The sequence below is a fragment of the Exiguobacterium sp. s26 genome (assembly GCF_018618235.1).
GTDB lineage: Bacteria > Bacillota > Bacilli > Exiguobacteriales > Exiguobacteriaceae > Exiguobacterium > Exiguobacterium chiriqhucha.
Genome location: NZ_JACSLS010000005.1, coordinates 120,143 through 143,326, shown reverse-complemented (window position 1 = coordinate 143,326; position 23,184 = coordinate 120,143). Strand labels below are relative to the sequence as shown.

The 23,184-nt window shown below is 51.9% G+C and carries 22 protein-coding genes; 11 read left to right on the top strand and 11 right to left on the bottom strand.

Translation table 11 applies throughout. The features are described 5' to 3' along the window. From KNP82_RS09855 to KNP82_RS09840, 4 genes are all read right to left on the bottom strand, one after another. On the bottom strand, positions 1-447 hold the full coding sequence (locus tag KNP82_RS09855; RefSeq protein ID WP_214827757.1) for an SACOL1771 family peroxiredoxin: 447 nt from the start codon (positions 445-447) through the stop codon (positions 1-3). Between the two features lie 55 nt (positions 448-502). Continuing rightward, a complete protein-coding gene (gene pepT, locus KNP82_RS09850; RefSeq protein ID WP_214827754.1) occupies positions 503-1,741 on the bottom strand; it encodes a peptidase T in 1,239 nt (412 codons plus the stop codon). Between the two features lie 127 nt (positions 1,742-1,868). Next, a complete protein-coding gene (locus KNP82_RS09845; protein WP_214756414.1) occupies positions 1,869-2,543 on the bottom strand; it encodes an LrgB family protein in 675 nt (224 codons plus the stop codon). Then, positions 2,540-2,896: a CidA/LrgA family protein gene (locus KNP82_RS09840; protein ID WP_214715153.1), complete on the bottom strand. Its 357-nt coding sequence runs from the start codon at positions 2,894-2,896 to the stop codon at positions 2,540-2,542. Before KNP82_RS09840 ends, KNP82_RS09845 begins: the two co-directional genes overlap by 4 nt. Before the next feature lie 151 nt (positions 2,897-3,047). On the opposite strand from KNP82_RS09840, the gene KNP82_RS09835 reads away from it, so the two are divergent. After that, positions 3,048-3,785, top strand: a complete 738-nt coding sequence (locus KNP82_RS09835; RefSeq protein ID WP_214715151.1) for a YwqG family protein — start codon at positions 3,048-3,050, stop codon at positions 3,783-3,785. 49 nt (positions 3,786-3,834) lie between these two features. Here the strand turns inward: KNP82_RS09835 and KNP82_RS09830 are convergent, their stop codons facing one another. Beyond that, positions 3,835-6,996, bottom strand: coding sequence for an efflux RND transporter permease subunit (locus KNP82_RS09830; protein WP_214827752.1), 3,162 nt, complete (start codon positions 6,994-6,996; stop codon positions 3,835-3,837). Between the two features lie 24 nt (positions 6,997-7,020). Continuing rightward, the gene (locus KNP82_RS09825; RefSeq protein WP_214827738.1) at positions 7,021-7,593 is read right to left on the bottom strand and encodes a TetR/AcrR family transcriptional regulator; all 573 of its coding nucleotides are present in this window, start codon (positions 7,591-7,593) and stop codon (positions 7,021-7,023) included. Positions 7,594-7,821: 228 nt separating this feature from the next. Here KNP82_RS09825 and KNP82_RS09820 point away from each other — a divergent pair, with 228 nt between their 5' ends. The 3 genes from KNP82_RS09820 (at position 7,822) to KNP82_RS09810 (ending at position 11,371) form a co-directional block, all read left to right on the top strand. Then, complete coding sequence (locus KNP82_RS09820; protein WP_021068046.1) at positions 7,822-8,892, top strand: Fe(3+) ABC transporter substrate-binding protein; 1,071 nt, start codon at positions 7,822-7,824, stop codon at positions 8,890-8,892. 134 nt (positions 8,893-9,026) lie between these two features. Continuing rightward, complete coding sequence (locus KNP82_RS09815) at positions 9,027-10,664, top strand: ABC transporter permease (RefSeq protein ID WP_214827735.1); 1,638 nt, start codon at positions 9,027-9,029, stop codon at positions 10,662-10,664. After that, positions 10,664-11,371, top strand: coding sequence for an ABC transporter ATP-binding protein (locus KNP82_RS09810; RefSeq protein WP_021068048.1), 708 nt, complete (start codon positions 10,664-10,666; stop codon positions 11,369-11,371). The genes KNP82_RS09815 and KNP82_RS09810 overlap by 1 nt, the downstream gene beginning before the upstream one ends. A 96-nt stretch (positions 11,372-11,467) precedes the next feature. On the opposite strand, the gene KNP82_RS09805 is transcribed toward KNP82_RS09810, so the two are convergent. The 3 genes from KNP82_RS09805 to KNP82_RS09795 all read right to left on the bottom strand — a co-directional run bounded on the left by KNP82_RS09805 (position 11,468) and on the right by KNP82_RS09795 (position 14,586). Beyond that, positions 11,468-12,364: a class F sortase gene (locus KNP82_RS09805; protein WP_214756409.1), complete on the bottom strand. Its 897-nt coding sequence runs from the start codon at positions 12,362-12,364 to the stop codon at positions 11,468-11,470. A gap of 19 nt (positions 12,365-12,383) precedes the next feature. Then, positions 12,384-13,724: a globin family protein gene (locus KNP82_RS09800; protein WP_214756408.1), complete on the bottom strand. Its 1,341-nt coding sequence runs from the start codon at positions 13,722-13,724 to the stop codon at positions 12,384-12,386. Between the two features lie 82 nt (positions 13,725-13,806). Next, positions 13,807-14,586 (bottom strand): helix-turn-helix domain-containing protein, encoded by a 780-nt coding sequence (locus KNP82_RS09795; RefSeq protein ID WP_035385701.1) that lies wholly within the window; start codon positions 14,584-14,586, stop codon positions 13,807-13,809. Between the two features lie 114 nt (positions 14,587-14,700). On the opposite strand from KNP82_RS09795, the gene KNP82_RS09790 reads away from it, so the two are divergent. Further along, positions 14,701-16,350, top strand: coding sequence for a glycoside hydrolase family 13 protein (locus KNP82_RS09790; RefSeq protein ID WP_131471653.1), 1,650 nt, complete (start codon positions 14,701-14,703; stop codon positions 16,348-16,350). Between the two features lie 103 nt (positions 16,351-16,453). Further along, positions 16,454-16,960 (top strand): flavodoxin domain-containing protein, encoded by a 507-nt coding sequence (locus tag KNP82_RS09785; RefSeq protein ID WP_214709715.1) that lies wholly within the window; start codon positions 16,454-16,456, stop codon positions 16,958-16,960. Here the strand turns inward: KNP82_RS09785 and KNP82_RS09780 are convergent. Next, complete coding sequence (locus tag KNP82_RS09780; protein WP_214827732.1) at positions 16,924-18,522, bottom strand: glycoside hydrolase family 55 protein; 1,599 nt, start codon at positions 18,520-18,522, stop codon at positions 16,924-16,926. The two genes, KNP82_RS09785 and KNP82_RS09780, sit on opposite strands and share 37 nt — an antisense overlap. 267 nt (positions 18,523-18,789) lie before the next feature. On the opposite strand from KNP82_RS09780, the gene KNP82_RS09775 reads away from it, so the two are divergent. The 4 genes from KNP82_RS09775 to KNP82_RS09760 all read left to right on the top strand — a co-directional run bounded on the left by KNP82_RS09775 (position 18,790) and on the right by KNP82_RS09760 (position 20,604). Then, positions 18,790-18,990, top strand: coding sequence for a cold-shock protein (locus KNP82_RS09775; RefSeq protein WP_016507985.1), 201 nt, complete (start codon positions 18,790-18,792; stop codon positions 18,988-18,990). A 126-nt stretch (positions 18,991-19,116) separates the two neighbouring features. Beyond that, positions 19,117-19,530 carry a pyridoxamine 5'-phosphate oxidase family protein gene (locus tag KNP82_RS09770; protein ID WP_214827729.1) on the top strand — a complete coding sequence of 138 codons (414 nt, stop codon included), beginning with the start codon at positions 19,117-19,119 and terminating at the stop codon, positions 19,528-19,530. 191 nt (positions 19,531-19,721) lie between these two features. Further along, complete coding sequence (locus tag KNP82_RS09765; protein ID WP_029596303.1) at positions 19,722-20,225, top strand: DoxX family protein; 504 nt, start codon at positions 19,722-19,724, stop codon at positions 20,223-20,225. A gap of 82 nt (positions 20,226-20,307) precedes the next feature. After that, the gene (locus KNP82_RS09760; RefSeq protein WP_029596302.1) at positions 20,308-20,604 is read left to right on the top strand and encodes a DUF3817 domain-containing protein; all 297 of its coding nucleotides are present in this window, start codon (positions 20,308-20,310) and stop codon (positions 20,602-20,604) included. 24 nt (positions 20,605-20,628) lie between these two features. Here the strand turns inward: KNP82_RS09760 and KNP82_RS09755 are convergent, their stop codons facing one another. Next, entirely contained in the window at positions 20,629-21,882 is a 1,254-nt protein-coding gene (locus KNP82_RS09755) for an MFS transporter (RefSeq protein WP_029596301.1), read from the bottom strand. 110 nt (positions 21,883-21,992) lie between these two features. On the opposite strand from KNP82_RS09755, the gene KNP82_RS09750 reads away from it, so the two are divergent. Then, entirely contained in the window at positions 21,993-23,183 is a 1,191-nt protein-coding gene (locus KNP82_RS09750) for a helix-turn-helix domain-containing protein (protein WP_029596300.1), read from the top strand. Position 23,184: the final 1 nt, after the last annotated feature.

Genomic DNA, 23,184 nt, shown 5'->3' with positions numbered 1-23,184 from the left:
TCAGTCGACGCGGGTGACCGTCGTGTCGAGCTCGAACGTGACGTTGCCGGCCAAGGCGCGCGAAATCATACAGCCGTCCTTCGCTTTTTTGGCGATCCGTTCGACGAGCGTGATGTCACGGTCTGTCGCCGTCTGTGGCACGTTGATGTTTGTCGCGTAGCGAATCGTCTCGTAGGTGAAGACACCGTTCGTCACGTCGACGATGCCTTCGGCGTCGATGGTGATGCCTTGGTGTGGCAGTTCGCTTCGACCGAGCATGGCCGCGAGCGTGATGATATAGCACGTCGCCGCAGCACCGAGCAACATCTCATCGGGGTTCGTCCCGATGCCCGGCCCATCCATTTCCGGGGGGATCGAGATTTGTGTCTTCAACCGTTCGGCCTCGATCGTTCCGACGTCGTTACGTCCGCCGGTCCAGTCGAGGTTCATTTGAAACGTATGCTTCATAAAAAATCGCCTCCAATGTCTCTATTCTAGAAGAGAACGATTGGAGGCGCATAGATTATGCTCGCGCGCGTTCAGCGAACGTGCGGAGCGTCTGGATGATGACGTGGGTCGCTTTTTCCATGTTGTTGACAGAGACGTATTCGAACTTGCCGTGATAGTTCTCGCCGCCCGTGAAGATGTTCGGGGTCGGGAGGCCCATATACGATAGTTGCGAACCGTCCGTCCCGCCGCGAATCGGTTCGATTTTCGGTTCAATCCCGAGTTCGCGCATGACGTCGGCGACAGTGTCGACGATGTGTTTCACGGGCTCGATTTTCTCGGCCATGTTGTAGTATTGATCGTCCATTTTCAAGTCGACACGCGCTTCACCGTATTTCTGTTTCCATTCGACGACGAGCTTTTCGAGCAACGCTTTGCGCGCCTCGAACTTCTCCCGGTCATGGTCGCGGATGATGTATTGCAATGTCGTCGTCTCCACGTCGCCAGAGAAACCGTTCAAATGAAAGAAGCCTTCATAGTCGCTCGTATGCTCTGGTGCCTCATCGGCCGGAAGGCGGTTGTGGAACGCCATCGCCAATTTCATCGAGTTGACCATCTTGTTTTTAGCACTGCCCGGGTGGACGTTCGTTCCGTGGAACGTGACCGTGGCACCGGCGGCGTTGAAGCTCTCATATTGGAGTTCACCGAGCGGACCACCGTCCATCGTATAGGCGAAGTCGGCGTTGAAGCGGGCGACGTCGAACTTGTGCGGGCCGCGTCCGATCTCTTCGTCCGGTGTGAAGGCGATGCGGACCGGTCCGTGCGGGATCTCCGGATGGGCCAATAAGTATTCGACCGCGGTGACAATCTCGGCCATGCCGGCTTTATCATCGGCACCGAGTAGCGTCGTCCCGTCTGTCGTGATGAGCGTATGTCCGACGTAGCCGTCGAGCTCCGGGAAGTCGCGCGGCGATAGGATGACACCGAGCGCCTCGTTCAAGACGATCTCGCCGCCTTCGTAATGCTCGACGAGTTGCGGGTTGACGTTCGTACCGGTGAAGTCGGTCGCCGTATCGACGTGGGCGAGAAGCCCGATCGTCGGCACATCGTGGTCGACGTTGCTCGGTAAGGTCGCGAACAAGTAGCCGTATTCGTCGGTTTCAACATCTTCTAGACCGAGTGCTTTCAATTCGGCCTCGAGGTGGCGAATCAAGTCCCATTGTTTCGCCGTCGACGGTGTCGTCTCACTCGTGAAGTCGGACTGTGTATCAATTTTTGCATACGTGATTAAACGTTCAATCAATTTCGATTGCATGGTCTACCTCCTCTGATCAATCTGTTCTCAATTAGTGTAGCATGAGAGCCGTTTTGAAAAGTATCGAAATTGTTTGAAAATAAAAAGAGAGGCGCGAAGGCCTCTCCGTGCCCGAGTTCTTCCCAAATCAAAACAGAAGAGGAAGTAGAAACGGTAACATGAATGATGTGAAGATGGCAGACAGACCCATCGCCGCTCCGCCCGTGGCCCCTGACAGTGGATGTTCCGTCGCGGCTTGGGCCGTTCCGATGCCGTGGCTGAGCGTCCCGAGCGCAAGTCCACGCGTGAACGGGTCGGTCACGTTGAAGCGCGTGAGAATCGTCGGACCGAGCATGGCCCCGAGAATCCCGCAAGCGACGGCGACCGAAGCGGCGAGTGCAGCGTCACCTTGTAATTGCCGTGCCAATTCTAAGGCAATCGGTGACGTTACTGATTTGACGGACAAGGCGAGCAAGACGTGATCCGTCAATTTGAGCGCGGTCCCTAAGCCAACAGCAACGAAAATCGTCGACAGCGTCCCGAACATGATGGCCCCGAGCGCCCGTTTCGCACGTGCGAGCAAGATGGGCAAGTTGCGATAGAGCGGCAATCCGAGTGCGACCGTAGCTGGTCCGAGCAGCGTCGTGATGGCGTCTCTGGCCGGGGCATATGTCTCGTACGTCTGTCCGGACAAGAGCAACACCACAATCAATGTCGCCGTACTCAAGAAGACGACGTTCGTAAACGGGGACGCCCATTTAAAGGACAGTTTGCGGCTGAACATGTAGACTCCGATGGTGACGAGCACCCAAAATAACGTCATGATGCTTCACCTCGTCTTCCGGAGATGAGGGCGGTAACGATGAGACCGACGAATAGACTGATGATCATGGCGGCAAAGAGCGGCACGCCTTCCACCTTTAATAAATCACTGTACGACATGAGTCCGACCGCGATCGGGATAAAGAAGAAGGCGAGATGCTTCGTTAAAAAGCCAGCGCTGTCTTCAATCCACTCGACACGGATCAATTTGGTCATCAATAAGAGCAACAAGAGGACCATGCCGATGACGCTCCCAGGAATTTTTAAATCAAGCGTCGCGACGATCCAATTGCCGAGTGCGCTCAAGCCAAACAAGAGCGAAAGGCCGATTACCCATTTGATAAGACGTTGCATATGTGACACCCTTTCGCGAATAAGTTCAAAACGTATGGATTCTCTCAAACTTTATCATCTAGGTCAAGAGAGAGGCGATGACAAAAAAGAGAATGGGTACGTACGTTCGCTGTGATACACTATGAGCATCCTATATAAACGAGGTGTGGAGATGGAACTACAAGCGGTAAAGCAGTTTATACAAACACATGGGATTAAGGACGGGAACGAAGTCTTGGCAGCATTCACGAAACGGATCAACTTGAAGCTCGTACCACGGACTGCTCGAGAAGAAGTGGCCATCGGACATTCAAAATTTGGCGGTTACCCAGATTTACCGAGTGTGTCGGACCATCCGGGAGAAAACTTGACGTTTTTAGCGCAATTTCGCTTGAGCGACTTCGTAGGCTTCGAGTCGGTCGAGGCGCTTCCGAAACAAGGATTGCTCTCTTTCTTTTATGATATGGAGGAACAGCCTTGGGGTGATGCGGATGAACGTCATCTTTGGCGAGTTTTCTACACCGAAACGACGACACTTGAACGGGTCCGGATCGGCGAGGCGCTCAATGAACGGGCCGTCGCGTTCGAGGAATCCTACGCACCGAACGTTGATACGTTATTCAATCTCATGACTGAAGACGAGTACATCGCCTTAGAAGAGTTGTTCGATGAAGGCGAGGTGCACGCGATCGGCGGACATCCGGACGAAGTGCAAAACGATGTGTTCGAAGAAGTGGAAGACACGTACGGTGACCGTTTCAGCGATCCGTTCCTCCTTTTCCAAATGGACTCGACAGAAGAGCTCGACGTCATGTTCGGTGACGCGGGGATTCTCTATTTCTTGATCCCGACCGATGCGCTCCGAGCCAAACGGTTTGAAGAGACCGAAATCATCATGCAATGCCATTGAACACAAAAAAGAGAGTTGGCCAATGTCCACGGTCAACTCTCTTTTTGAATTATGCTTGTTTTTTCTTACGGAACCGTGCGAAGAACTCATACACGATTGGGACGATGAGGAGCGTCAACAGCGTCGAACTTGTCAATCCGCCGATGACGGTCACACCGAGACCTTTCGAGATCAAGGCGCCGCCTTCGAGGCCGAGGGCGAGCGGTGCAAGGGCACCAATCGTCGCGAGCGCCGTCATGAGGATCGGACGGAGACGCGTACCGGCTGCCTCGAGCAATGCATCACGCGTCGAGAGACCGGCTTCTTCTTTATGAATGACGCGGTCAATCAAGACGATGGCGTTCGTGACGACAATCCCGATCAACATGAGCGCACCGATCAAGGCAGATACCGAAATCGTTTCGCCTGTGATGAGGAGGGCGACAAGTCCCCCGATAATCGCGTAAGGGAGCGAGAACAGGACGACAAACGGCGTGACGGCACCACCGAACGTGATGACGAGCACCAAGTAAACGATGGCGACGGCCGCGAGCATCGCGAGACCGAGCTGGGTGAACGATTCTTCAATCTGTTCAGTGACACCACCGACATCATACGAGACGCCAGCCGGAAGCTCGATGTCAGCCACACGTTCCTCGATGGCAGCCGAAGCTTCCGTCGCTTTGTCTGTACTGAGTTCGACGTTGACACGAGCTAATAGTTTTCCATCGCGCTGGACGAGCGTGTCTGGTGTCGTGCCTTCCTCAGCTTCGATGAAGTCCGAGATTGGACGCGGTCCGAACGGCGTCGTTACTTCTTGTTCTTGCAACTCGTCAATGCTGTCGTACGTGACTTGTTCGGTCGGGATGACGACGTCGAGTTGTTTGTCATCAATCGTCACCGTCGAGAGCGGGCTCTCTTGCGCTTGGAACTGACCAATCGTCTGTGCGAGCTGAGCGGCCGAGACGCCTGCCTCAGCAGCAGCTTGTTGGTCGACGTTGAACGTGTACTGAACGTACGATTCACGCAAATCTGACGTTGCTTGACGGACATAGTCCGTTTCTTCTTCAATCGTCTCGATGAACGTCGGGACGATGGCTTCTAAGTCTTCGAGCGAGTTGGCATAGACGTTGTACGTCACACCGCTCGTCCCGGCACCGCCAGTGAAGTCTTGTTCTTTCCACTCACCGCCTGTGGCGAGTTCGTTCAAGCGTTCGACATCGGCGATTTTGACGTCAGCAAAGTCTTCCGTGTCCGGATCATACTGGACGATGAAGATTCCTTGTTTATTATTGCCAGGGTTGAGCGGGTTCTCACCACCGACCGTGAATTGAACGTCGGTCGCGTTCGCTTGCTCTTCCATGAAGTACGTCTCGGCAACTTCAGCTGCCGCGATTGAATCGTCAAGGGTTTGACCCGGTTCTGGGTCGAACGTGACGAAAAGCGTCTTCTCAGACTCTTGGTTCAAGAAGTTGACGCCGATGGCTGGGACGAGGGCGAAACTTCCAATTAGGAGTGCTGTCGCGAGACCAAAGACGACGAGTTTATGGTTGAGCGACCAGTTGAGGACGCCGCGATACCATTCGGCAAGCTTTCCGGGACCTTCTTCCGGTTTCAACTTGTCGCGGTTCTTGAAGAACGAGTCGGCCATCATCGGAACGACCGTGATCGCGACGAGAAGTGACGCGAGCAAGGCGAAGACGACGGTCAATGCGAACGGCAAGAACAGTTCACCAACGAATCCAGTAACGAAGCCTAGCGGTAAGAAGACGGCGATTGTGACAATCGTCGAAGACGCGATTGGGACGAACACTTCTTTCGTCGCAGCAATAATCAACTCTTTGCCGCGGAGCGTCTCGTTCGAACGCGTGAGGCGACGGTAAATGTTCTCGATGACGACAATCGAATCGTCGACAACCCGTCCGATGGCAACGGTCATCGCACCGAGCGTCATGATGTTGAGCGTGATATCGAGCTGTTTCAAGACAATCAATGCCATGAGAAGTGATAGCGGAATCGAGATGACCGCGATGATTGTCGAACGGAAGTTACGAAGGAACACGAGAATGATCAAGATGGCGAACAAGCCACCGAGCAACGCTTTCGAGACCATCGTCTCGACCGATTCTTCAATCGGTTGACCTTGGTCGAGCGTGACCGAGACGTTGGCCGTGTCAAAGTCGGCTTCGAAGTCGGCAAGTACATCTTTCACGGCGTTGACGACGTCGACCGTGTTCGCGTCTTGTGTTTTCGTCACTTGAATCCCGATGGAACGTTCTCCGTTCGAGCGAGAAATCGATTCCTCGACACCGCGGTCTTCAATCGTCGCGAGTTCGCTCAAGGCGACAGTCGGGACAGTTGTCGGCAGATTCGCAGGTGGGACGGCACCTGGCACTTCAGTCGGAACTTGTGGTGTCTCGCCAGTTGGAAGTTCCGTTGGCGCACCTGGGGCGGCCGATGCAGCCGGAGCAGTCGGTGTAGTTTGGGCCGGTGAGTACGGGATTTGGAGATCGCGGAACGCTTCGAGCGTCTCTGACTTCCCGTCGATGACGACGGCTTGTTCCGTATCACCAAGTTCATAAAGACCGAGCGCGATGCGAGCATCGTTTGCTTGAATCAACTGTTTGACCGTATCCTCCGTCAAGTTGTATTCAGCGAGCGCGTCTTGATCGAATTGGAGCTCGACGCGACGAATCTCTTGTCCGGCGATTTGGACGGTTTGAGCGCCTTCGACGCCTTCAAGTGCCGGTTGGAGTTCTTCTTCGACGAGTTTCGTCAACTCGGCCAAATCGAGGTTCTCGTCTGAGACGGCGGCTCCGATGACCGGGAATGCGTCAAAGCTGAGACGCGACACTTGCGGGTCTTGGACGGATTCCGGCAACTCGACATTGCTGAGCGCGTCTTTGACGAGTTGCTCTGCTTCTTCCATGTCGGTGCTGAAATCGTAATCGATTTGAATGTTTGAAGCGTTTTGGAATGAAGACGAACGGACTTGTTCGACGCCGTTCAAGTTCTTCAATCTCTCTTCGAGGACGGTGCTCACTTCCTCGAGTACTTGTTCAGGAGAGGCGCCTGGATAAATCGTCGTCACCGAAACGGTCGGTGTCGTGATATCAGGCAATGTTTCTAGTTTCATCGTCAGACCAGCGAAAATTCCGGTGGCTGTCAAGATGATCGTCATCAACCATACGGCGAACTTGTTGTTGACGGAGAAGGACGTGATTTTCTGCATGGGGTTCATTTCTCCTCTGATGGCTTAGTCTGTTTTACCCGAATCGATGTTCTGGGCTCGCTCGATCAAGCGAGCGATAATGTCGTGTTTTAAGGGGGGCGGCGCGACGCCGACGTTGAAGTGCTCGGACATCATCATGCCTTCGAGCGCATAACGGATAATCATCGTCTCGACGGGATCGCTCGTCTGTTGGAACGCTGCGAAGAACGTGTCGAGGTCGTGCTTCCACCGTTCGGCGTATTCCTGGTCGACAGCGAACAGTGTCAAGAAGGCAATCATTTTCTCGGCGTCAATGTGAATCGGTGAACGCTCGGGATGGAGTTTCGTCTCATCAAATAGGCGGACGAACGCTTCCACGGGTCCGTTGCCATCAGCTTGAAGCGACTCGTACAACTCATTTTGCTCGTTTTGGAGCCGTTCGACGATGGCAGTTAGCAACGCTTCTTTGGACGGATAATGATACAAAAGACCACCTTTCGAAACACCGGCTGTCTTCGCGACTTCATCTAAAGTAAGATGATGCACACCATGCTCCATGATGATGTCCGTCGCTGCATCCAACAGTTTCTGTTTCGTGATCATTGATCGGTTTGTCATGTCATGCCTCCTTTCTGTACCGACCAGACGGTTTGTTCTTTTTCACTATAGCCGTCTAATCAATTTGAAGTCAAGAAATGATGACAGGAAAACTGTTAAGTTATATATTCATAAACACTGTAAACGATTTCAAAAAAAGGTTGACGTGAGAATGATTATCAGTGATGATAGTAACTGAGAGTAATTATCATTACCAATATTAGAGATGAATAAGTGGGGGATTATGAAATGAACAAAAAGTACATGGCACTTGGCCTTTCGGCTGCGCTCACGACATCACTTCTTGCGGCTTGCGCCAGCACAGAAGAAACGACGACTTCAAGCGACAACGAGACAGCAGAAGAGTCAAAAGTCGTCAATGTTTACTCGAGCCGTCACTATGATGTAGATAAAGAGCTTTACAAGCAGTTCGAAGAAGAGACAGGCGTGAAAGTCAACGTCGTCGAAGGGAAAAGCGATGAGTTGCTCGAGCGTTTGAACACAGAAGGCGACAACACGGAAGCCGATCTCTTCATCACAGCGGATGCAGGGAACTTGTATCAAGCGAAAGAAGCAGGACATCTGCAAGCGGTCGATAGCGACGTGCTTGAGTCAAACGTCCCTGAGAAATACCGTGACACAGACAAAGAATGGTTCGGTCTCACGAAACGGGCCCGTGTCATCGTCTATGCGAAAGACCGCGTGAAACCAGAAGACTTGTCAACGTATGAAGCACTCACAGAAGAACAGTGGAACGGCAAAGTTCTCGTCCGTCCGTCTGAGAACATGTACAACATCTCGCTCCTCGCCTCGTTCATCGAAGTGAACGGTGTCGACCAGGCAAAAGAGTGGGCGAAAGGTATGGTCAATAACTTTGCACGCGACCCACAAGGAAACGACCGTGACCAAGCGAAAGCAGTCGTGGCCGGTGAAGGTGATGTCGCCATCATGAACACATACTATATGGGTCTCATGTTGAACTCGGAAGACGCGGAAGAGAAGAAAGTGGCTGAGCAACTCGGCGTCTTCTTCCCGAACCAAGACACGACGGGGACACACGTGAACATCTCAGGAATCGCGATGACAAAAGCATCGAAGAACTCAGATAACGCGAAGAAACTCATGGAATTCATGTCTGATCCGTCAGCACAAGAACAGTTCGCTAGCGCGAACTATGAGTATCCGGTCAACGAATCGGTTGAACCGAACGAACTCCTCCAATCATGGGGTGAGTTCAAAGAGCAAGACATCAACCTCTCGGCGCTTGGAGAACATCAACAAGAAGCCATCCGTCTCTTCAACGAAGCGGGCTGGAAATAAGAAGACTTCGGCTTGAACAAACGTTCAGGCCGAAGATTTTTGCGTTTCTCGACACGCTAGCGGTACAACGAGAGCGTTGAACCTGATATGATGGGACAGGAAGTGACTGAACGAAAGAACGGGAGTTGTACGACATGAACTGGTACGCGCTGAAACGACAACTGAATGGATGGGCCATCCTCAGCTTTATCGCGCTGGTGTTCATCGTCCTGCCAGGCGTCGTCGTCTTGGTCGAACTGTTCGCACCGGTCAACGAGAACTGGCAACACATCCGCGAGTACTTGTTACCGACTTATGTGCGCAATACGCTGTTCATCATGCTCGCGACCGGATTGTTGACGACCATCATCGGGACGAGCTTGGCTTGGTTCGTCACCGTCTATGATTTTCCGTTCCGTCGGTTCTTCAAATGGGCGCTCATCTTACCGCTCGCTATCCCGCCTTATATCGGGGGATACACGTATCACGGAATCTTGAACTATACGGGCGTCATCCAGACGACGCTGCGCAATGAGTTCGGTATCACCGTCGACCAGACGTACTTCAACATCATGACGATTCAAGGGACGGTGTTCATCTTCACGCTGTTCTTGTATCCATACATTTATACGATCACGCGGGCCTTCCTACACAATCAATCGTCCTCGATGATTGAGAACGCCCGCATCCTCGGCCGCGGCTCATGGGACATCTTCTTCACCGTCGTCATCCCGATTTCGCGTGTCGCCATCATCGGTGGGGTCAGCCTCGTCTTGATGGAAGTATTGAACGACTATGGGGTCGTCAAATACTTCGGGATTCAGACGTTCAGCACGGCCATCTTCAGTACATGGTTCGGGATGAAAGATACGTCCTCGGCGCTCAAACTCGCCGGGACGCTCATGATTCTTGTTATCGCCATCTTGACGATGGAACGGCTCGTCCGGGGGCGGAAGCAGTTCAGCTATGCGACGACAAAAGTGAAGCCGCTTAAACCGAGACAATTGACCGGGTGGCACCGCTACGCCGTGTTCGGCTATGTGGCGACCATCTTCGCCGTCGCGTTTCTCATCCCGTTCGTACAACTCGTCGCTTGGACGGTATTGACGTTCGAGCAAGTGTTCACGGCCGAGTTTTTCCGCCTCGTCTGGAACACGGTGAGCGTGGCGTTCATTGCGACCGTGATCATTCTCGTGTTCGCGCTCATCATCGCGAACTACACGCGCCTGTTCCCGTCGAACATGACACGCGTCATCTCGAAAGTGACGACGCTCGGTTATTCGATCCCGGGAGCGGCCATCGCCATCGCCGTCATCACGTTGTTCTTGTTGCTCGATGAGTGGGTGCTGAACGTGGCGCTCGCCTTGGAATTGGGCCAGACGTTCGTGTTCAGGACGACGCTCATCATGCTCATCTTCGCCTACGTCATTCGCTTCCTCGCCATCGGCTATAATTCGATCGAGAGCGGATTTGAGAAAGTCGGGAAGTCATTCACGGAAGCGTCACGCATGCTCGGGTGGGGGACGGTACAGACGTTCTTCCGGGTCGATATCCCGATGATTAAAGGGGCGATCATGAGCGCGTTCATCCTCGTCTTTATCGATATTATGAAAGAATTGCCGCTGACGCTGTTTTTACAGCCATTCAATTTTTCGACGCTCGCCACACAGGCGTTCAAATATGTCAGTGACGAGAAGATACATGAGGCCGCGCTCGCCTCAATCGTCATCGTGCTCATGAGCGGACTGTTGATCTTTGTGTTCCATAAGGTGCTTGATAAGGAGGCCGACTAATGTTTGTTCAAATCAACGATTTACACTTCAGCTATAAAGGTGCGCAAGCCGAGACGATTAAAGGATTCTCGATCTCGATCACGAAAGGTGAAATCGTCTCGCTTCTCGGTGACAGCGGTTCTGGGAAGAGTACGATTTTACGCCTCATCGCAGGGCTTGAGATGCCGAATCAAGGCGTCGTCGTCGTCAACGACTGTGTCTGTTGCGACGATTGCCAGTTCATGCCGCCTGAACAGCGTGGTGTCGGGATGGTGTTCCAAGACTATGCGCTCTTCCCACATATGACCGTTGAGAAGAACATCCGCTTCGGTCTGCATAAACTGAGCCGGAAAGAGCGGAACGAGCGTGTCGAAGAGATGCTGACGCTCGTAAACCTGTCCGAGTTCCGTCACCGCTATCCGTATGAGCTCAGTGGTGGTCAGCAACAGCGTGTCGCGCTCGCGCGTGCGCTCGCACCGAAACCATCGCTCCTCATCTTAGATGAGCCGTTCAGCAACTTGGACACGTCGCTCCAACATCGCATTCGGGACGATTTGCGCCGCCTCCTCAAACAGACGGGGACGACGACAATCTTCGTCACCCACGATGAAGAGGACGCGGAGGCGCTCGCTGACCGTATCGTCTATCTCGGCGAAGGCAAAATCAAAAAACAGATCATGACGGAGAACAATAAGACGTTCAACCCGCAGATTCCGTGTTTCGTCTAAACGAAAAAGCATTCCTCATCGAGGGATGCTTTTTTGCTTGAAGTTGCAAGTTGATAAAAAGCACCCACAGATGGCGGTCTGTGGGTGCTTCGATCATCACTTCGTCTGTGCGGAAGGACTCGACTCGTTCCCGAGTTGATCGATCGCTGTCACGTAATACGCTGCCTGCTCGTTCGTGACTTCGATGCTCTTCCGGGCGTGCGACGGGATACTTTCGATATGTGTCGCTTCACCGTCGACCATTTCGTAGACGCGATAGCCGATGACGGCGTCGTCACGGACGGCGTGCCACGTCAATAAGTTCCCGCGGAGTTCGACGCTCGTCGGTGCGTCGAGTTCGACTGTCGACTTGATCTCGCTATCGACGAGTTCGGTGTAGACGACGAAACGTTGGTCATAGCCGCCGTCTCCGAAGGTGCCGGAACACGTGATCAAGTTCAAATGCCGACTCGACGTAGCACCGAAAATTGCTTCGATCGGGGCGTTGCTCGTGTCATAACTCTCTGTCTTTGTGACACGAAACCGCAACGTGTTACCGGTCTCGTCGATAATCGTCACGGCATCGCCTGTCTTCAGCTGATCGAGTTCATAGAAGACGGCGGGGCCGGTCTTGCTGTCGACGTGTCCGGCGATGACGGCGTTGCCTTTACTGCCGGGTTTGACGCCCGGTTCGAACCAACCGACTTGGTTCTCGTCTTTTGGGACGCCCATCTGTCCATTGTCGAGCACACCGACTTGTTCAATCGCGGTGTCGACGTCAACGGTTGGGATTTGAAGTTGGACGGGTGTCGCGGCCTTGGCACTTTCCTCTTCCTCGGCTAATCGGAGCTTCTTCACCTCTTCCTGTAGAAGTGAGAATTCAGCCGATAAATCTGGGCTCTCCTCTATTTGTTTTTCTTCTACAGGTGGTGACGACGATTCTTGGGCGCTCGTCCACGTCCAGAAGCCAAAACAAAAGAGAGAGAGCGCCAGAAACAAATGGCGCTTGTTCATGGGGCTCCCTCCTTATTGATTATTGAACAGATTGTTTACGGTTACGAAGCGTTACAAAGGCGAGCAAGATTCCGCCAAGTACAGCAAGGCCAGCGTAGAGCGTGTTCATTGATTGTTCTTGTGCACCACCGAGACCTGTTTCAGGCATCTCTTCAGGCATTGTTGTTTCAGCGAACTTGTCAGGCATTTGTGTCACGATCGCGTTACCGAGTGTCTCACCAACACCGAACATGAACGCGTATCCTTCACGGAATGACATCCAAGCGGCATCCGCGTCACCAGCTACATACTGATCGAACGTTTGAAGCACGAGGGCCTCATGTTGTTTGATGGCTTCTTGGCCAGCTTCTTGTGGCAAGTTACCTTCTGTCGCTGCATCGAGGAATGTGCTGAAATCGACAGCGAACTGGTCGAGCTTCATGCGTGCTTCTTCAATTTTAGCTTCATCGCCTTCGAGTGTAGCGGCAACGATGTCACCTTGGGCTGTGATGTGGTTCCCGTTCCATACTTTTTCGAATTGGGCCGCACCTTCATCACCGTAGACTGAACCGATGGCTGCTTTGAAATCGAGTGTGTTCTGATCTTCAGCCCAGCTCACGTAGTCGAAGTCTTCTGCTTGATCGTAGCCTTTTTGCATGCCGATTGCTGCGAGTGCGAAGTGTTCACCAGCAAGGCTGTTCAATGTTGAACGAAGCTCGACGGCTGGTGTGTCAGCAGCAGTTTCAAATTTGTCAGGCATCTGTGTGACGATTGCGCCTGAGAGGGCTTTACTGATGTCGAACATGAGCTTGTACCCTTCACGGTACGTCATGTATGCCGACTCGTAGTCACCTGCGACATAGTTGTCGAATACTGAGAGAACTTGGTCTTCGTGAAGCTCAAGTACGTCAGCAGCAGCGTCTTTCGGTAAGTTACCTTCTGTTGCTGCATCAAGGAATGTTGAGAACTCTTCGACGAATTCGTCGACCTCAGCTTCAGCGTCAGCACGAAGCTCTTTGTCTTCTGATTTAGCCGCTTCAACGAAGTCAGCTGAGTAGTCGTTGTGACCAGCGAAGATGTCTTCGAACTGGGCTGCGCCCTCATCTCCATAAATTGAAGCGATGGCCGGTGTCATGTCGAGTGCGTTTTGATCGAGTGCCTTCATCGCGACTTCAGCGTCTGGTGCTCCATCATATGCTTTCATCATCGATGTGACGGCTAAGACGTAATGCTCAGACAGTAATTGGTCGAGCGTGGCTCGTAAGTCACCTGCTGGTGTGCTTGCTGTCGGTGCGTGATCCGCTGCCTGTGCATTCAATGGTACGAGTAAGCCGAGTGCGAGTGCCGGTGCTACAATCTTGTTCATTGTTTTCTTCTTCATGGGTAATCGCTCCTTTTTTTGAGTGGTTGTCGTTGTTTACACCCATCTAACGGAGCGGTTCAAAAAATGGATCACTCTTTTTTTATTTTTTTTCGTTTTTTTGTTGAAGTGTGCGATAAACCCCTGGTGCGACGCCATATTTTCGTTTAAAGATACGATGAAAATATGGATAGGAGCGGAATCCGGACAGCTCGGCAATCCGTTCGAGAGAGTGTTGGGTATACTGCATCTGTTCTTCGGCGAGCTGGAGTCGAATCGATTGAGCATAGGCGACAATAGTCATACCGGTCACTTCTTTAAATAAGTGGACGGTCCGCGATACACTGAGCCCGACCGCGTCGGCGACGTCCGCCACTTTGAAGTCGCTTGTAACGTTTCCTTCTATATAACGCATCATGCGTGACACGACAGGTGGTCGCACGTTTGCTTGCACTTCTTGGACTGAACGGTCGAGCATGAGGAGCAAGGCTTCAATCAGTGTTTCAATCAAGTCCGGACTTTGTTCAGTCGTCGGGCGTCGCGCCTCTTCGGTGATATGCTGCCAGAGTGACAACAAGCGAGGGTCGATCGAGATGGACGTGATGCGGGAACGATCGACCGCCACCCACCATGCATCGAGGGTCAGACCGTCACAGAAAAGATGATAATCCCCGCTTGCCGGGGTATCGACATGCAGTTCGTACGCGTCACCAGGTTTAACGAGCAACAGGTCGCCAGGCCGTGCCGTATACGTCTTCCCATTGACGACGATGCGCGCCGTGCCTTCTGTTTGCAAGCGAATCAAATACGTCTCCAACCGATTGGGAAAAGGAAAAGTATAGGTCGTTGTATGATACGAATAGCCACAAAAGCCAATTTCCATCGAATCATCCTTTCTTAATAGCAAAATCGTGCATATTTTCATCATATCATGGATAGAAATCAAGGCGACGAGCGGGTACGATGAAATCGACAGAACGTATGAGGAGGATGAAACATGAAACAATGGTGGAAAGAAGCGGTCGTCTATCAAATTTACCCGCGTAGCTTTAATGACTCGAACGGTGACGGGATTGGGGACATCCCTGGAATCACTGAGAAGATGTCGTATTTGGCGGAACTCGGCATCGATGTCATCTGGCTATCGCCGGTGTACGATTCACCGAACGACGACAACGGATACGACATCCGCGATTACCGGGCCATCATGGATGAGTTCGGAACGATGGACGATTTCGATGCGATGCTCGAAGAAGCGCATCGTCACGGCATCAAAATCATGATGGACCTCGTCGTCAACCATTCGTCGGACGAACACCAATGGTTCATGGAATCGCGATCCTCAAAAGACAGCCCGTACCGAGACTACTACATTTGGAAAAAAGGCGAGAACGGTCAGCCACCGACGAACTGGGGTGCTTTCTTCGGAGGGAGTGCGTGGCAATACGATGAGGCAAGCGACGAATACTACTTGCACCTGTTCAGCAAAAAGCAACCAGACTTGAACTGGGAGTCAGAGACGTTGCGCCGTGAAGTATACGATTTGATGACGTACTGGCTCGATAAAGGGGTCGATGGTTTCCGGATGGACGTCATCAACATGATCTCGAAAGATCCGAGCTATCCAGACGGGGAGACGCGTGGGACAGGTTATGGGGACGGCACACCGTTCTTCTTCAACGGACCGCGCATCCATGAGTTCATGCAGGAGATGAATCGTGAGGTCTTGTCGAAATACGATACGATCACGGTCGGTGAGATGCCTGGCGTCAGCGTCGATGAGGCGAAGCTATATACGGGAACAGACCGTGATGAGTTGAACATGGTGTTCCATTTCGAACACGTCGACGTCGGCAACGGCAGTTTCGGCAAATGGAACCCGACGGACTGGAAGTTGACGGATTTGAAGACAATCTTCTCGCGTTGGCAGGAAGGTCTTGAGGAAGATGGCTGGAACAGTCTCTATTGGAGCAACCATGATCAACCGCGAGCCATCTCACGGTTCGGGAACGACTCGGACGAATACCGTGTCGTCTCCGGTAAGATGCTGGCGACGCTCCTGCACATGTTGAAAGGGACGCCTTACATCTATCAAGGTGAAGAGTTCGGGATGACGAACGTGGCGTTCGACTCGATCGATGAGTACCGCGATATCGAGACGCTCAACGCGTATCGGGATTACACGACGAACGGACTGTTGACGCATGATGAGATTTTCCGCGGCATTCACGCACGTGGGCGCGACAACTCACGGACGCCGGTCCAGTGGTCGGCCGAGGCGCAAGGCGGATTCACGTCCGGCACGCCTTGGATCGGGGTCAACCCGAACTATGTGACCGTGAACGCGGAAGCGGCACGACGCGATCCGGACTCACTCTTCCATTACTATCGCCAATTGATTCAGCTCCGGAAACAACATCCGATTGTCGTTTACGGGAAGTATGAGTTGTTGCTGCCGGACGATGAAGCGGTATACGCCTTCACACGTACGTTCGAAGGCGAGACGTGGCTCGTGCTCTGCAACTTCTCAGCTGAGACGGTGACGCGGGAGCTGCCGTATGACGTGACAGAACGCGTCATCGGCAACATGGAACCAATCGAGCCGTTCACGCTTCGTCCGTACGAAGCGCAAGTGTATAAAGTGTGACGAAAAAAACTCGCCTCCGTGGCGAGTTTTTGTTGTGTCGTTAGTAAAGATGACCCGTTTCGGGAATAGGGATAGTAGAGTCTGACCGAAAGGGGGAAACACGATGAATACGTTAATTGCTTATTCGACCCGCTACGGGACGAGTGAGAAAGTTGCTCATTTGTTGGCGGAGCGGCTTCCAGGAGACGTTCACATCCAAAATGTAGTCGAGCAGCCGGATGTCGAGTGGGAGACGGTCGATCATGTGATTGTCGGCAGCTCGATCCGGATGGGCAAAATTCAAGACGAGATGACGGCTTGGCTGCACAGGAACGAAACCCAACTGCTCAAACGACCGCTCGGCCTCTATTTATGTGCCGGTACGCCGACTGCGGCCGAACGGCAACGAGAACTCGAGGATGCTTATCGAGAAGTGTTGCGGGCACATGCTTATTTCGTCGAAGTCGTCGGCAACGGCTATGATTTCGAACGAATGGGCTTTCTCGACAAAGCCATCGTCCGCATGATGGCGAAACAGACGGTGAGTTCACTCAATTTAGATGAGGCGATGCTCGATGAACTCGTCGAGTCGGCTCAAGCGTCATTGCGTACGCGATCGGAAAACCCATAAGCGAATAAATCATGGGCCTCGATCGGGCTACTCGTGGAGATGAGTACATCTCCACTTTTTTGTTCGCCTTCAATCCGACGGAGCATGACGTTCGTCAATTGCCCGCCGACTTTCAACGCGACCGGGGCCGAGTTGCGACAGATAACGTCCTCGATCGTGACGTGGTCGGTCCGGTTATCGCCGCCGAACAGTTCAATGTCGGCCCGACCCGATGCAAATCCGCTCGTCGCAATCCGTTTCAAACGTACGTTGCGAGATTTATATTGGACGGCGAGGGCTGGATTGGCGCGATAATCGTAATCCGGATTGCCGATGGCCGTAAATCCATGAATCAAAACGTCCTGATACGCCGACACGACGAGGCTGCGTGCCGAAGATTTCGTATACAGCTTCGAGCGGACCGGTTCCATCGAGACGAGGTTCGTCCCTGAAAGGAAGCGTGCCGTCTTCGACTGTGGGTCATCGGCCAAGTGATGGCTGATGTGACGGAAATTGAACGACCGATTGTCGTGATACGAGAAGTGTCCGAATATGTGGACGTCGTGAGCGGCTGAAGACGTCCCGTGCGCTTTCACTTCGACGCCCCCGAAACAACCTTCGCTCATATTATTGACGAGTGTGACGTGGCGTGACCCGTCATCAATCTCGATCCCGTTTGAGTTCGAGAAGCCATGGGCGTGGGTGCGTCCATGTGGATGATGGCAGTAACAGTTCGTGATATAGAGGGCGTCGCTATGATGGGTCGTAATGCCGTCGTCCCCGTAATTCGTCGCTTCGCAATGGTCGAGCCACACGTACCGGCTCCCTTTTTTGGCGCGAAGCCCGTCCCCTAAGTAATGATAATGAGGAGACGTGATATCGAAGGCATGGAGTCCAGCGTTTTTCGCCGTGACATGGTGAATCCAACCGAATTTGACGTGCGCGAACGTCAATGCGCTCGAAGCGGTATCGCCACTCGAGGTCCGGTCGACGTCACCGAGGCGCTCCACGTTCCAGTCGAGCGTCAAATGTGCGACTTCAATATGGTGGTTTCCGGCGAACGGGGTTGCATTTCGAAGCAACCGTCGATGTTTCGGAGCTCGGTCCGAGAGCTTGATGATCGTTTCCTGCTGGCTTGCCCCTTCAAGCACACAGTTCGACGGGATGCGGATGCCGCGGACGACATACACGCCGGCCGGCACGTGGACGTGGCGGTTTGACCGGAGGGCGAGCCGGAAAGCGAGCGTGCAATCCGTCAAACCATCCCCGACGGCCCCGTAGTCGGTGACGTCGACATGTTGGCGTGTCGCTTGTCTCAAGTTCAAGTGCTCGGCGTCGAGCCGGCGCATCCACACCGGGCGGACGATTCCATCGATCGTCTCGAGCGGCAAGGAACTTGTCACTGGGACGATGCGTTCGGTCATCGGCAGGTGAGAGAGATAGGTTTTCGCTTGGTCGGGATAGTGAGCCTGTCGTGTCGTCTCATGCCAATCAAGTGTTTCTTTCAATAGATCACCGAGCGCCCAGTTCGAATGGTGGGCGATGGTGGCAGCGATATTCGAGCGATCAATGTGTGCGGTCATATGGTTCATCCTCCTAGCGTTCACTACAATTGAATGTACCCGTTTTAAAAGTATTTTTAGCAAACCGAAGTATTTAGTAGACAGAAGCATTTATCCATGGTATATTCTATATGTGCTTAATTAAGAATAGCTGGAAACATAATTCACAAAACGCTTTGGATTATTTTTCGTTTAAGATAATCCTAGAGGTTTGTGATTTTTTATTGGTCAGTTTTTTCTAGTAAGGCACTACTAGAACGCACAGCGTTTATTTCAGGAGGGTTCATTATGAACACAGGTAAAGTAAAATGGTTTAACTCAGAAAAAGGTTACGGCTTCATCGAAATGGAAGGCGGAGACGACGTATTCGTACACTTCTCAGCAATCCAAGGCGACGGCTTCAAGACACTTGAAGAAGGCCAAGCAGTAACTTTCGAAATCACTGACGGAGCTCGTGGACCACAAGCTTCTAACGTTGAAAAAATCTAATCTTCCTTTCTAAGGAATTTTATAACCTGCTCGCTTCGGCGAGCAGGTTTTTTGTTGTCCGCGTGTTTAATCACTTGTCCCAGGGGAATCAATATACGAGTGACTACCACAAGGAGGTTTTTCAGAATGGATGCAATGCAAACGGCAAGAGAGATTTTAGATCATAGTAACGTGGGCACGATGGCGACGGTCTATAAAGGCAAGCCGCATAGCCGTTATATGACGTTTTTCCATGATGAGCTGACACTCTACACGGCAACATCGAAAGACACGGATAAAGTCGATGAACTGAAGAACAATCCGTATACGCATATTCTGATTGGCTATGACGGCGATGGCGTCGGGGACACGTATCTCGAGATTTTGGGGGAGACGACGGTATCCGATGACGAATCGATGAAAGAAAAAGTATGGAACGAGAAACTAGAAGGCTGGTTCGACGGTCCAGATGATCCAAAACTCGTCATCTTAAAAATCTCGCCGCAATCGATGCGCGTGATGAATAAAAAAGGACAGCCACCCCAAGAAGTGAATCTGTAATTCAAACAAAGACGTCCCGAGTGGGCGTCTTTTGTAATTGACCAATTTCCAAAAAGTGACTGACCTGTGACACACATATGAACGAAACGTGAACTGTTGTCCTAACCTATGTGAAAAGATGAACATGGATGGTATATTGTGAATGTAATCACATATAAGTCATCATTCACTCATTCTAAGGAGGAATTATCATGTTCACAAAATTTTGGCAGAACCACAACGTCGCCACCGGTATTTTGACAGTCCTTCGCGTCTGGCTCGGCTATCACTGGCTCACAGCAGGTTGGGGCAAAATCACAGGCGGATTTGGTTCAGAAGGATATCTTCAAAACGCAGCTTCTCTCGCCACGGGTGATCACCCAGCCGTTGCCGGTTGGTGGGCAGCATTCCTTGAAAACTTCGCCATCCCGAACGCAGCCTTGTTCGATGTGTTGATCCCATACGGTGAATTCCTAGTCGGTCTTGGACTCTTAGTGGGTGCCCTCACACGTAGCGCAGCCTTCTTCGGTCTCGTCATGAACATGGCGTTCTTGCTCTCAGGTACGGTCAGCACGAACCCGACGATGTTAATCGTCTCAGTCCTCATTCTCGTCGCAGGCTACAATGCTGGTAAACTTGGCGTCGATGGATTGTTCCTTCGCAAGTTCGTGGAAACAAAAGTCATGCATCGTTCACCAAATCGTCAAATAGCGTAACGACTTTATGACGTTCTCCTGTGACAAACCTCACCACTTTCGGCTACGATGAACGTAGCATCGATTGAAAAGGAGAACGAATATGAACGCGACACATTTTAAATGGCTCGGATACACAGAAGGAGTGTCTTTCTTACTCTTGTTGCTCATCGCGATGCCGCTCAAGTATTTGGCGGGCATGCCGCTCGCTGTCAGTATCGTCGGCGCGGCCCATGGTTTCCTGTTCGTCGCTTACGTGGCGGCAGCCGTCTATATGGCATGGCGTTTCAACTGGGGCTTCAAAGTGTTGGTCCTCGCCGTCATGGCGTCGGTCATCCCACTCGGACCGTTCTTGTTAGAGAAACGCGTCCTTCCATCAACAGAAAAGACATCGAACTGAAAAACGTTCGATGTCTTTTTGTGTTCACGCACTTTCTGCTTTCGCTGACACATTTGCTTTTTCGGCAGAGATGTCGTGACGGATCCGATACATCGCGAACAACGTGATGGTGAGCAGGCAGAGCATACAAATCGTATAGAGTGAAGCGACCGGCATCCATTCGCTCAATAGGCCAAACACGATGAATCCGAACGGTGTGATGCCCATGGCGAGGGATTCGAGAACACCGATCACGCGACCGAGATAACTTGGTTCCGTGTTCGTCTGTAAATAGAGCTGGATGGGGATATTGACGCGGATGATGAAGAATCCGCTTAATAAGGCGAAACCAGCGAAGAAGACGATAGCTGGTGTGACTGAGAAGTCGAAATAGAGCGGGACGGCCGGTCCGATAAAGAGGCAACTCATAATGATCAGCGCGGTTCGGGTCGTGGCTAGCCGATGTTTGATTTGAAAGACCGGCAATGCATGGGCGAGCGAGGCGACTAAAAATCCGACGGCGAACATGCTTTCTAAAAATCCGAATTGAAGCGGGCTGACGCCGATTTCTTGTAGGGCGGCAATCGGGAACAGCACTTCGGTGGCAACAAAAAAGAAATTGAGCAAGGCGGCCAAGAGGGTCAACGTCCAAAGTACGCGCTGGCGTTTCAAGTAGCGGAAGCCAGACCGGACCTCGGACCAAGTCGATTGCTCGCTGGGGACATGGTCGTACGCTTTAAAGTGGAGACGAGAGGCGACAAGAGCGGCGATCATAAATAAGAGAGACGAGCTGAAGAGAAACGCTGATACCGGAAGTAACGTGAACAGTGCCCCGGCGAGCAGCGGCGTGCCGATGCTTGAGATGGAGATGGTACTTTGAATGAGGGAATTGGCGCGTTGGAGTCCGTCTTCGTCGAACAAGAATGGAATCGAACTCGATAATGTGACGGATAAGAAAGTCGAGACGACAGAGAGCAGACATGTGATAATCAAGAAAGCAGGAACGCCGAACGTCCAGACGAGACTCGCGATGCCGGCAGCTAAAAATAATAAGGCGTTCACGGACTCCATCGTAATGATCACGCGCTTGCGATCCAGTTTGTCGGCAAACGCCCCAGCAAACGGAGATAATAAGACACGTGGCACTGTGCCGGCAAGCAAGACGAGTGCGAACTGTAGTCCCGAACCGGACGTCGTCAGAACCGTCAGTCCCGCGACGAACGTGAAGAGACTGGATGCAAACAACGACATGAATTTTCCGAGCAATAATACATACAAGTTTGATGAAGTGGTCGTCATATCGATTCTCCTTTACAGTTAAGTTCAATCTGATTTAACTTTATAGTAAACGGTGACACTCGATTTGTATACAATAAGTTCAATTAAATTTAACTTTTAAGAGGTGCTCTATGATTGGACAACGGATTAAAGCGTTACGCAAAGAAAAAAAACTGACGCAAAGCCAGCTCGCTGAAGGCATCATCACGAAATCGATGCTCAGTATGATTGAGAACGGCAAAGCAGAGACGTCGATGCGCAGCCTTCGTGAAATCGCGAAACGACTCGACGTGTCGGTACAGTCATTGCTCGTCGATCCTCGCGAGGAGGACTTACAGAAAATCGTCGAGGAGATTGAATATACGCAAGGAGGTCTCCACTCATGGGAAGACGAGGCCGTTCAGAAGGCGCTCCTCCCTTACGTGGACGTTGAGATGAACTCGGTATGGCAAGGGAAGGCGTACACGTTACTCGCGGACAGTGTATTTTATAGTGGGAATCAACAACAACTGTTGGAGTGGTATGATCGGGCAATCGCGGTGTTTGAGCGGCTCGAGGAGAAAGAAGAATTGATTATGGCCCGCATCAGCCAAGCGTTTTATCTGCTTATGTGGAATCGGTTTGATGAGGCAATTGAACGGATCGATACGATTGAATTGATTGATTCGAGAAGCATGAAGACGAAGACCCGCGTCGAATTCAGCATGTTGATGGTGTTCCGAAATATGTTGTATGACGACGATTTACCGGGCGCGATTCGTCGTCTCGAGGACACGCTCGATTATATGAAACGAACGAAAATGTATTATCGGGTCGACGATGTGTATCGAACGATTGCGATTTGTGCCCTCTATTTGAAAGATGAAGCGGCGATTGTCGATGCGCTGCAAAAAGCGAAACAATACACGAATTTCACGGACGACGTGACGATGAAAATACGCTTGGCGATGACGGAAGCGCTCTATGCGATTGAATATCGGAAGACGGAGCTGCTCCATCAACAGATTGTGGTCATGAACCAACTGCTAGACGGAAATACAGAATTCATCGCGGCGTTCGAGATGAGTAAAGGTGTCTATTTCGCCTTGACCGGTGAGACAGAGGCAGCCCGGCAATCGTTTTTGAAACTGTTGGAGCATCATGATCAATGGTCGAAGCATGGATTTGTCGATCAAGCGATTTATTTCGAAGGGTTATTAATTGGAACGAGTCACGGGTGTGGGGATGAATGGGTCCCGTTGATCGAACGAGAAGTGGGTCTGTTCCCGGAAGGTCGTTTCCGCAGCCATCTGATGTCGCTCATCAAAAAAATCAAGGGCTGAC

Excerpts from the sequence above, each read along its gene's own strand:
- KNP82_RS09855 (WP_214827757.1), bottom strand. The coding sequence starts at position 447 with ATGAAGCATACGTTTCAAATGAACCTCGACTGGACCGGCGGACGTAAC.
- pepT (WP_214827754.1), bottom strand. The coding sequence starts at position 1,741 with ATGCAATCGAAATTGATTGAACGTTTAATCACGTATGCAAAAATTGAT.
- KNP82_RS09845 (WP_214756414.1), bottom strand. The coding sequence starts at position 2,543 with ATGACGTTATTTTGGGTGCTCGTCACCATCGGAGTCTACATGTTCAGC.
- KNP82_RS09840 (WP_214715153.1), bottom strand. The coding sequence starts at position 2,896 with ATGCAACGTCTTATCAAATGGGTAATCGGCCTTTCGCTCTTGTTTGGC.
- KNP82_RS09835 (WP_214715151.1), top strand. The coding sequence starts at position 3,048 with ATGGAACTACAAGCGGTAAAGCAGTTTATACAAACACATGGGATTAAG.
- KNP82_RS09830 (WP_214827752.1), bottom strand. The coding sequence starts at position 6,996 with ATGCAGAAAATCACGTCCTTCTCCGTCAACAACAAGTTCGCCGTATGG.
- KNP82_RS09825 (WP_214827738.1), bottom strand. The coding sequence starts at position 7,593 with ATGACAAACCGATCAATGATCACGAAACAGAAACTGTTGGATGCAGCG.
- KNP82_RS09820 (WP_021068046.1), top strand. The coding sequence starts at position 7,822 with ATGAACAAAAAGTACATGGCACTTGGCCTTTCGGCTGCGCTCACGACA.
- KNP82_RS09815 (WP_214827735.1), top strand. The coding sequence starts at position 9,027 with ATGAACTGGTACGCGCTGAAACGACAACTGAATGGATGGGCCATCCTC.
- KNP82_RS09810 (WP_021068048.1), top strand. The coding sequence starts at position 10,664 with ATGTTTGTTCAAATCAACGATTTACACTTCAGCTATAAAGGTGCGCAA.
- KNP82_RS09805 (WP_214756409.1), bottom strand. The coding sequence starts at position 12,364 with ATGAACAAGCGCCATTTGTTTCTGGCGCTCTCTCTCTTTTGTTTTGGC.
- KNP82_RS09800 (WP_214756408.1), bottom strand. The coding sequence starts at position 13,724 with ATGAAGAAGAAAACAATGAACAAGATTGTAGCACCGGCACTCGCACTC.
- KNP82_RS09795 (WP_035385701.1), bottom strand. The coding sequence starts at position 14,586 with ATGGAAATTGGCTTTTGTGGCTATTCGTATCATACAACGACCTATACT.
- KNP82_RS09790 (WP_131471653.1), top strand. The coding sequence starts at position 14,701 with ATGAAACAATGGTGGAAAGAAGCGGTCGTCTATCAAATTTACCCGCGT.
- KNP82_RS09785 (WP_214709715.1), top strand. The coding sequence starts at position 16,454 with ATGAATACGTTAATTGCTTATTCGACCCGCTACGGGACGAGTGAGAAA.
- KNP82_RS09780 (WP_214827732.1), bottom strand. The coding sequence starts at position 18,522 with ATGACCGCACACATTGATCGCTCGAATATCGCTGCCACCATCGCCCAC.
- KNP82_RS09775 (WP_016507985.1), top strand. The coding sequence starts at position 18,790 with ATGAACACAGGTAAAGTAAAATGGTTTAACTCAGAAAAAGGTTACGGC.
- KNP82_RS09770 (WP_214827729.1), top strand. The coding sequence starts at position 19,117 with ATGGATGCAATGCAAACGGCAAGAGAGATTTTAGATCATAGTAACGTG.
- KNP82_RS09765 (WP_029596303.1), top strand. The coding sequence starts at position 19,722 with ATGTTCACAAAATTTTGGCAGAACCACAACGTCGCCACCGGTATTTTG.
- KNP82_RS09760 (WP_029596302.1), top strand. The coding sequence starts at position 20,308 with ATGAACGCGACACATTTTAAATGGCTCGGATACACAGAAGGAGTGTCT.
- KNP82_RS09755 (WP_029596301.1), bottom strand. The coding sequence starts at position 21,882 with ATGACGACCACTTCATCAAACTTGTATGTATTATTGCTCGGAAAATTC.
- KNP82_RS09750 (WP_029596300.1), top strand. The coding sequence starts at position 21,993 with ATGATTGGACAACGGATTAAAGCGTTACGCAAAGAAAAAAAACTGACG.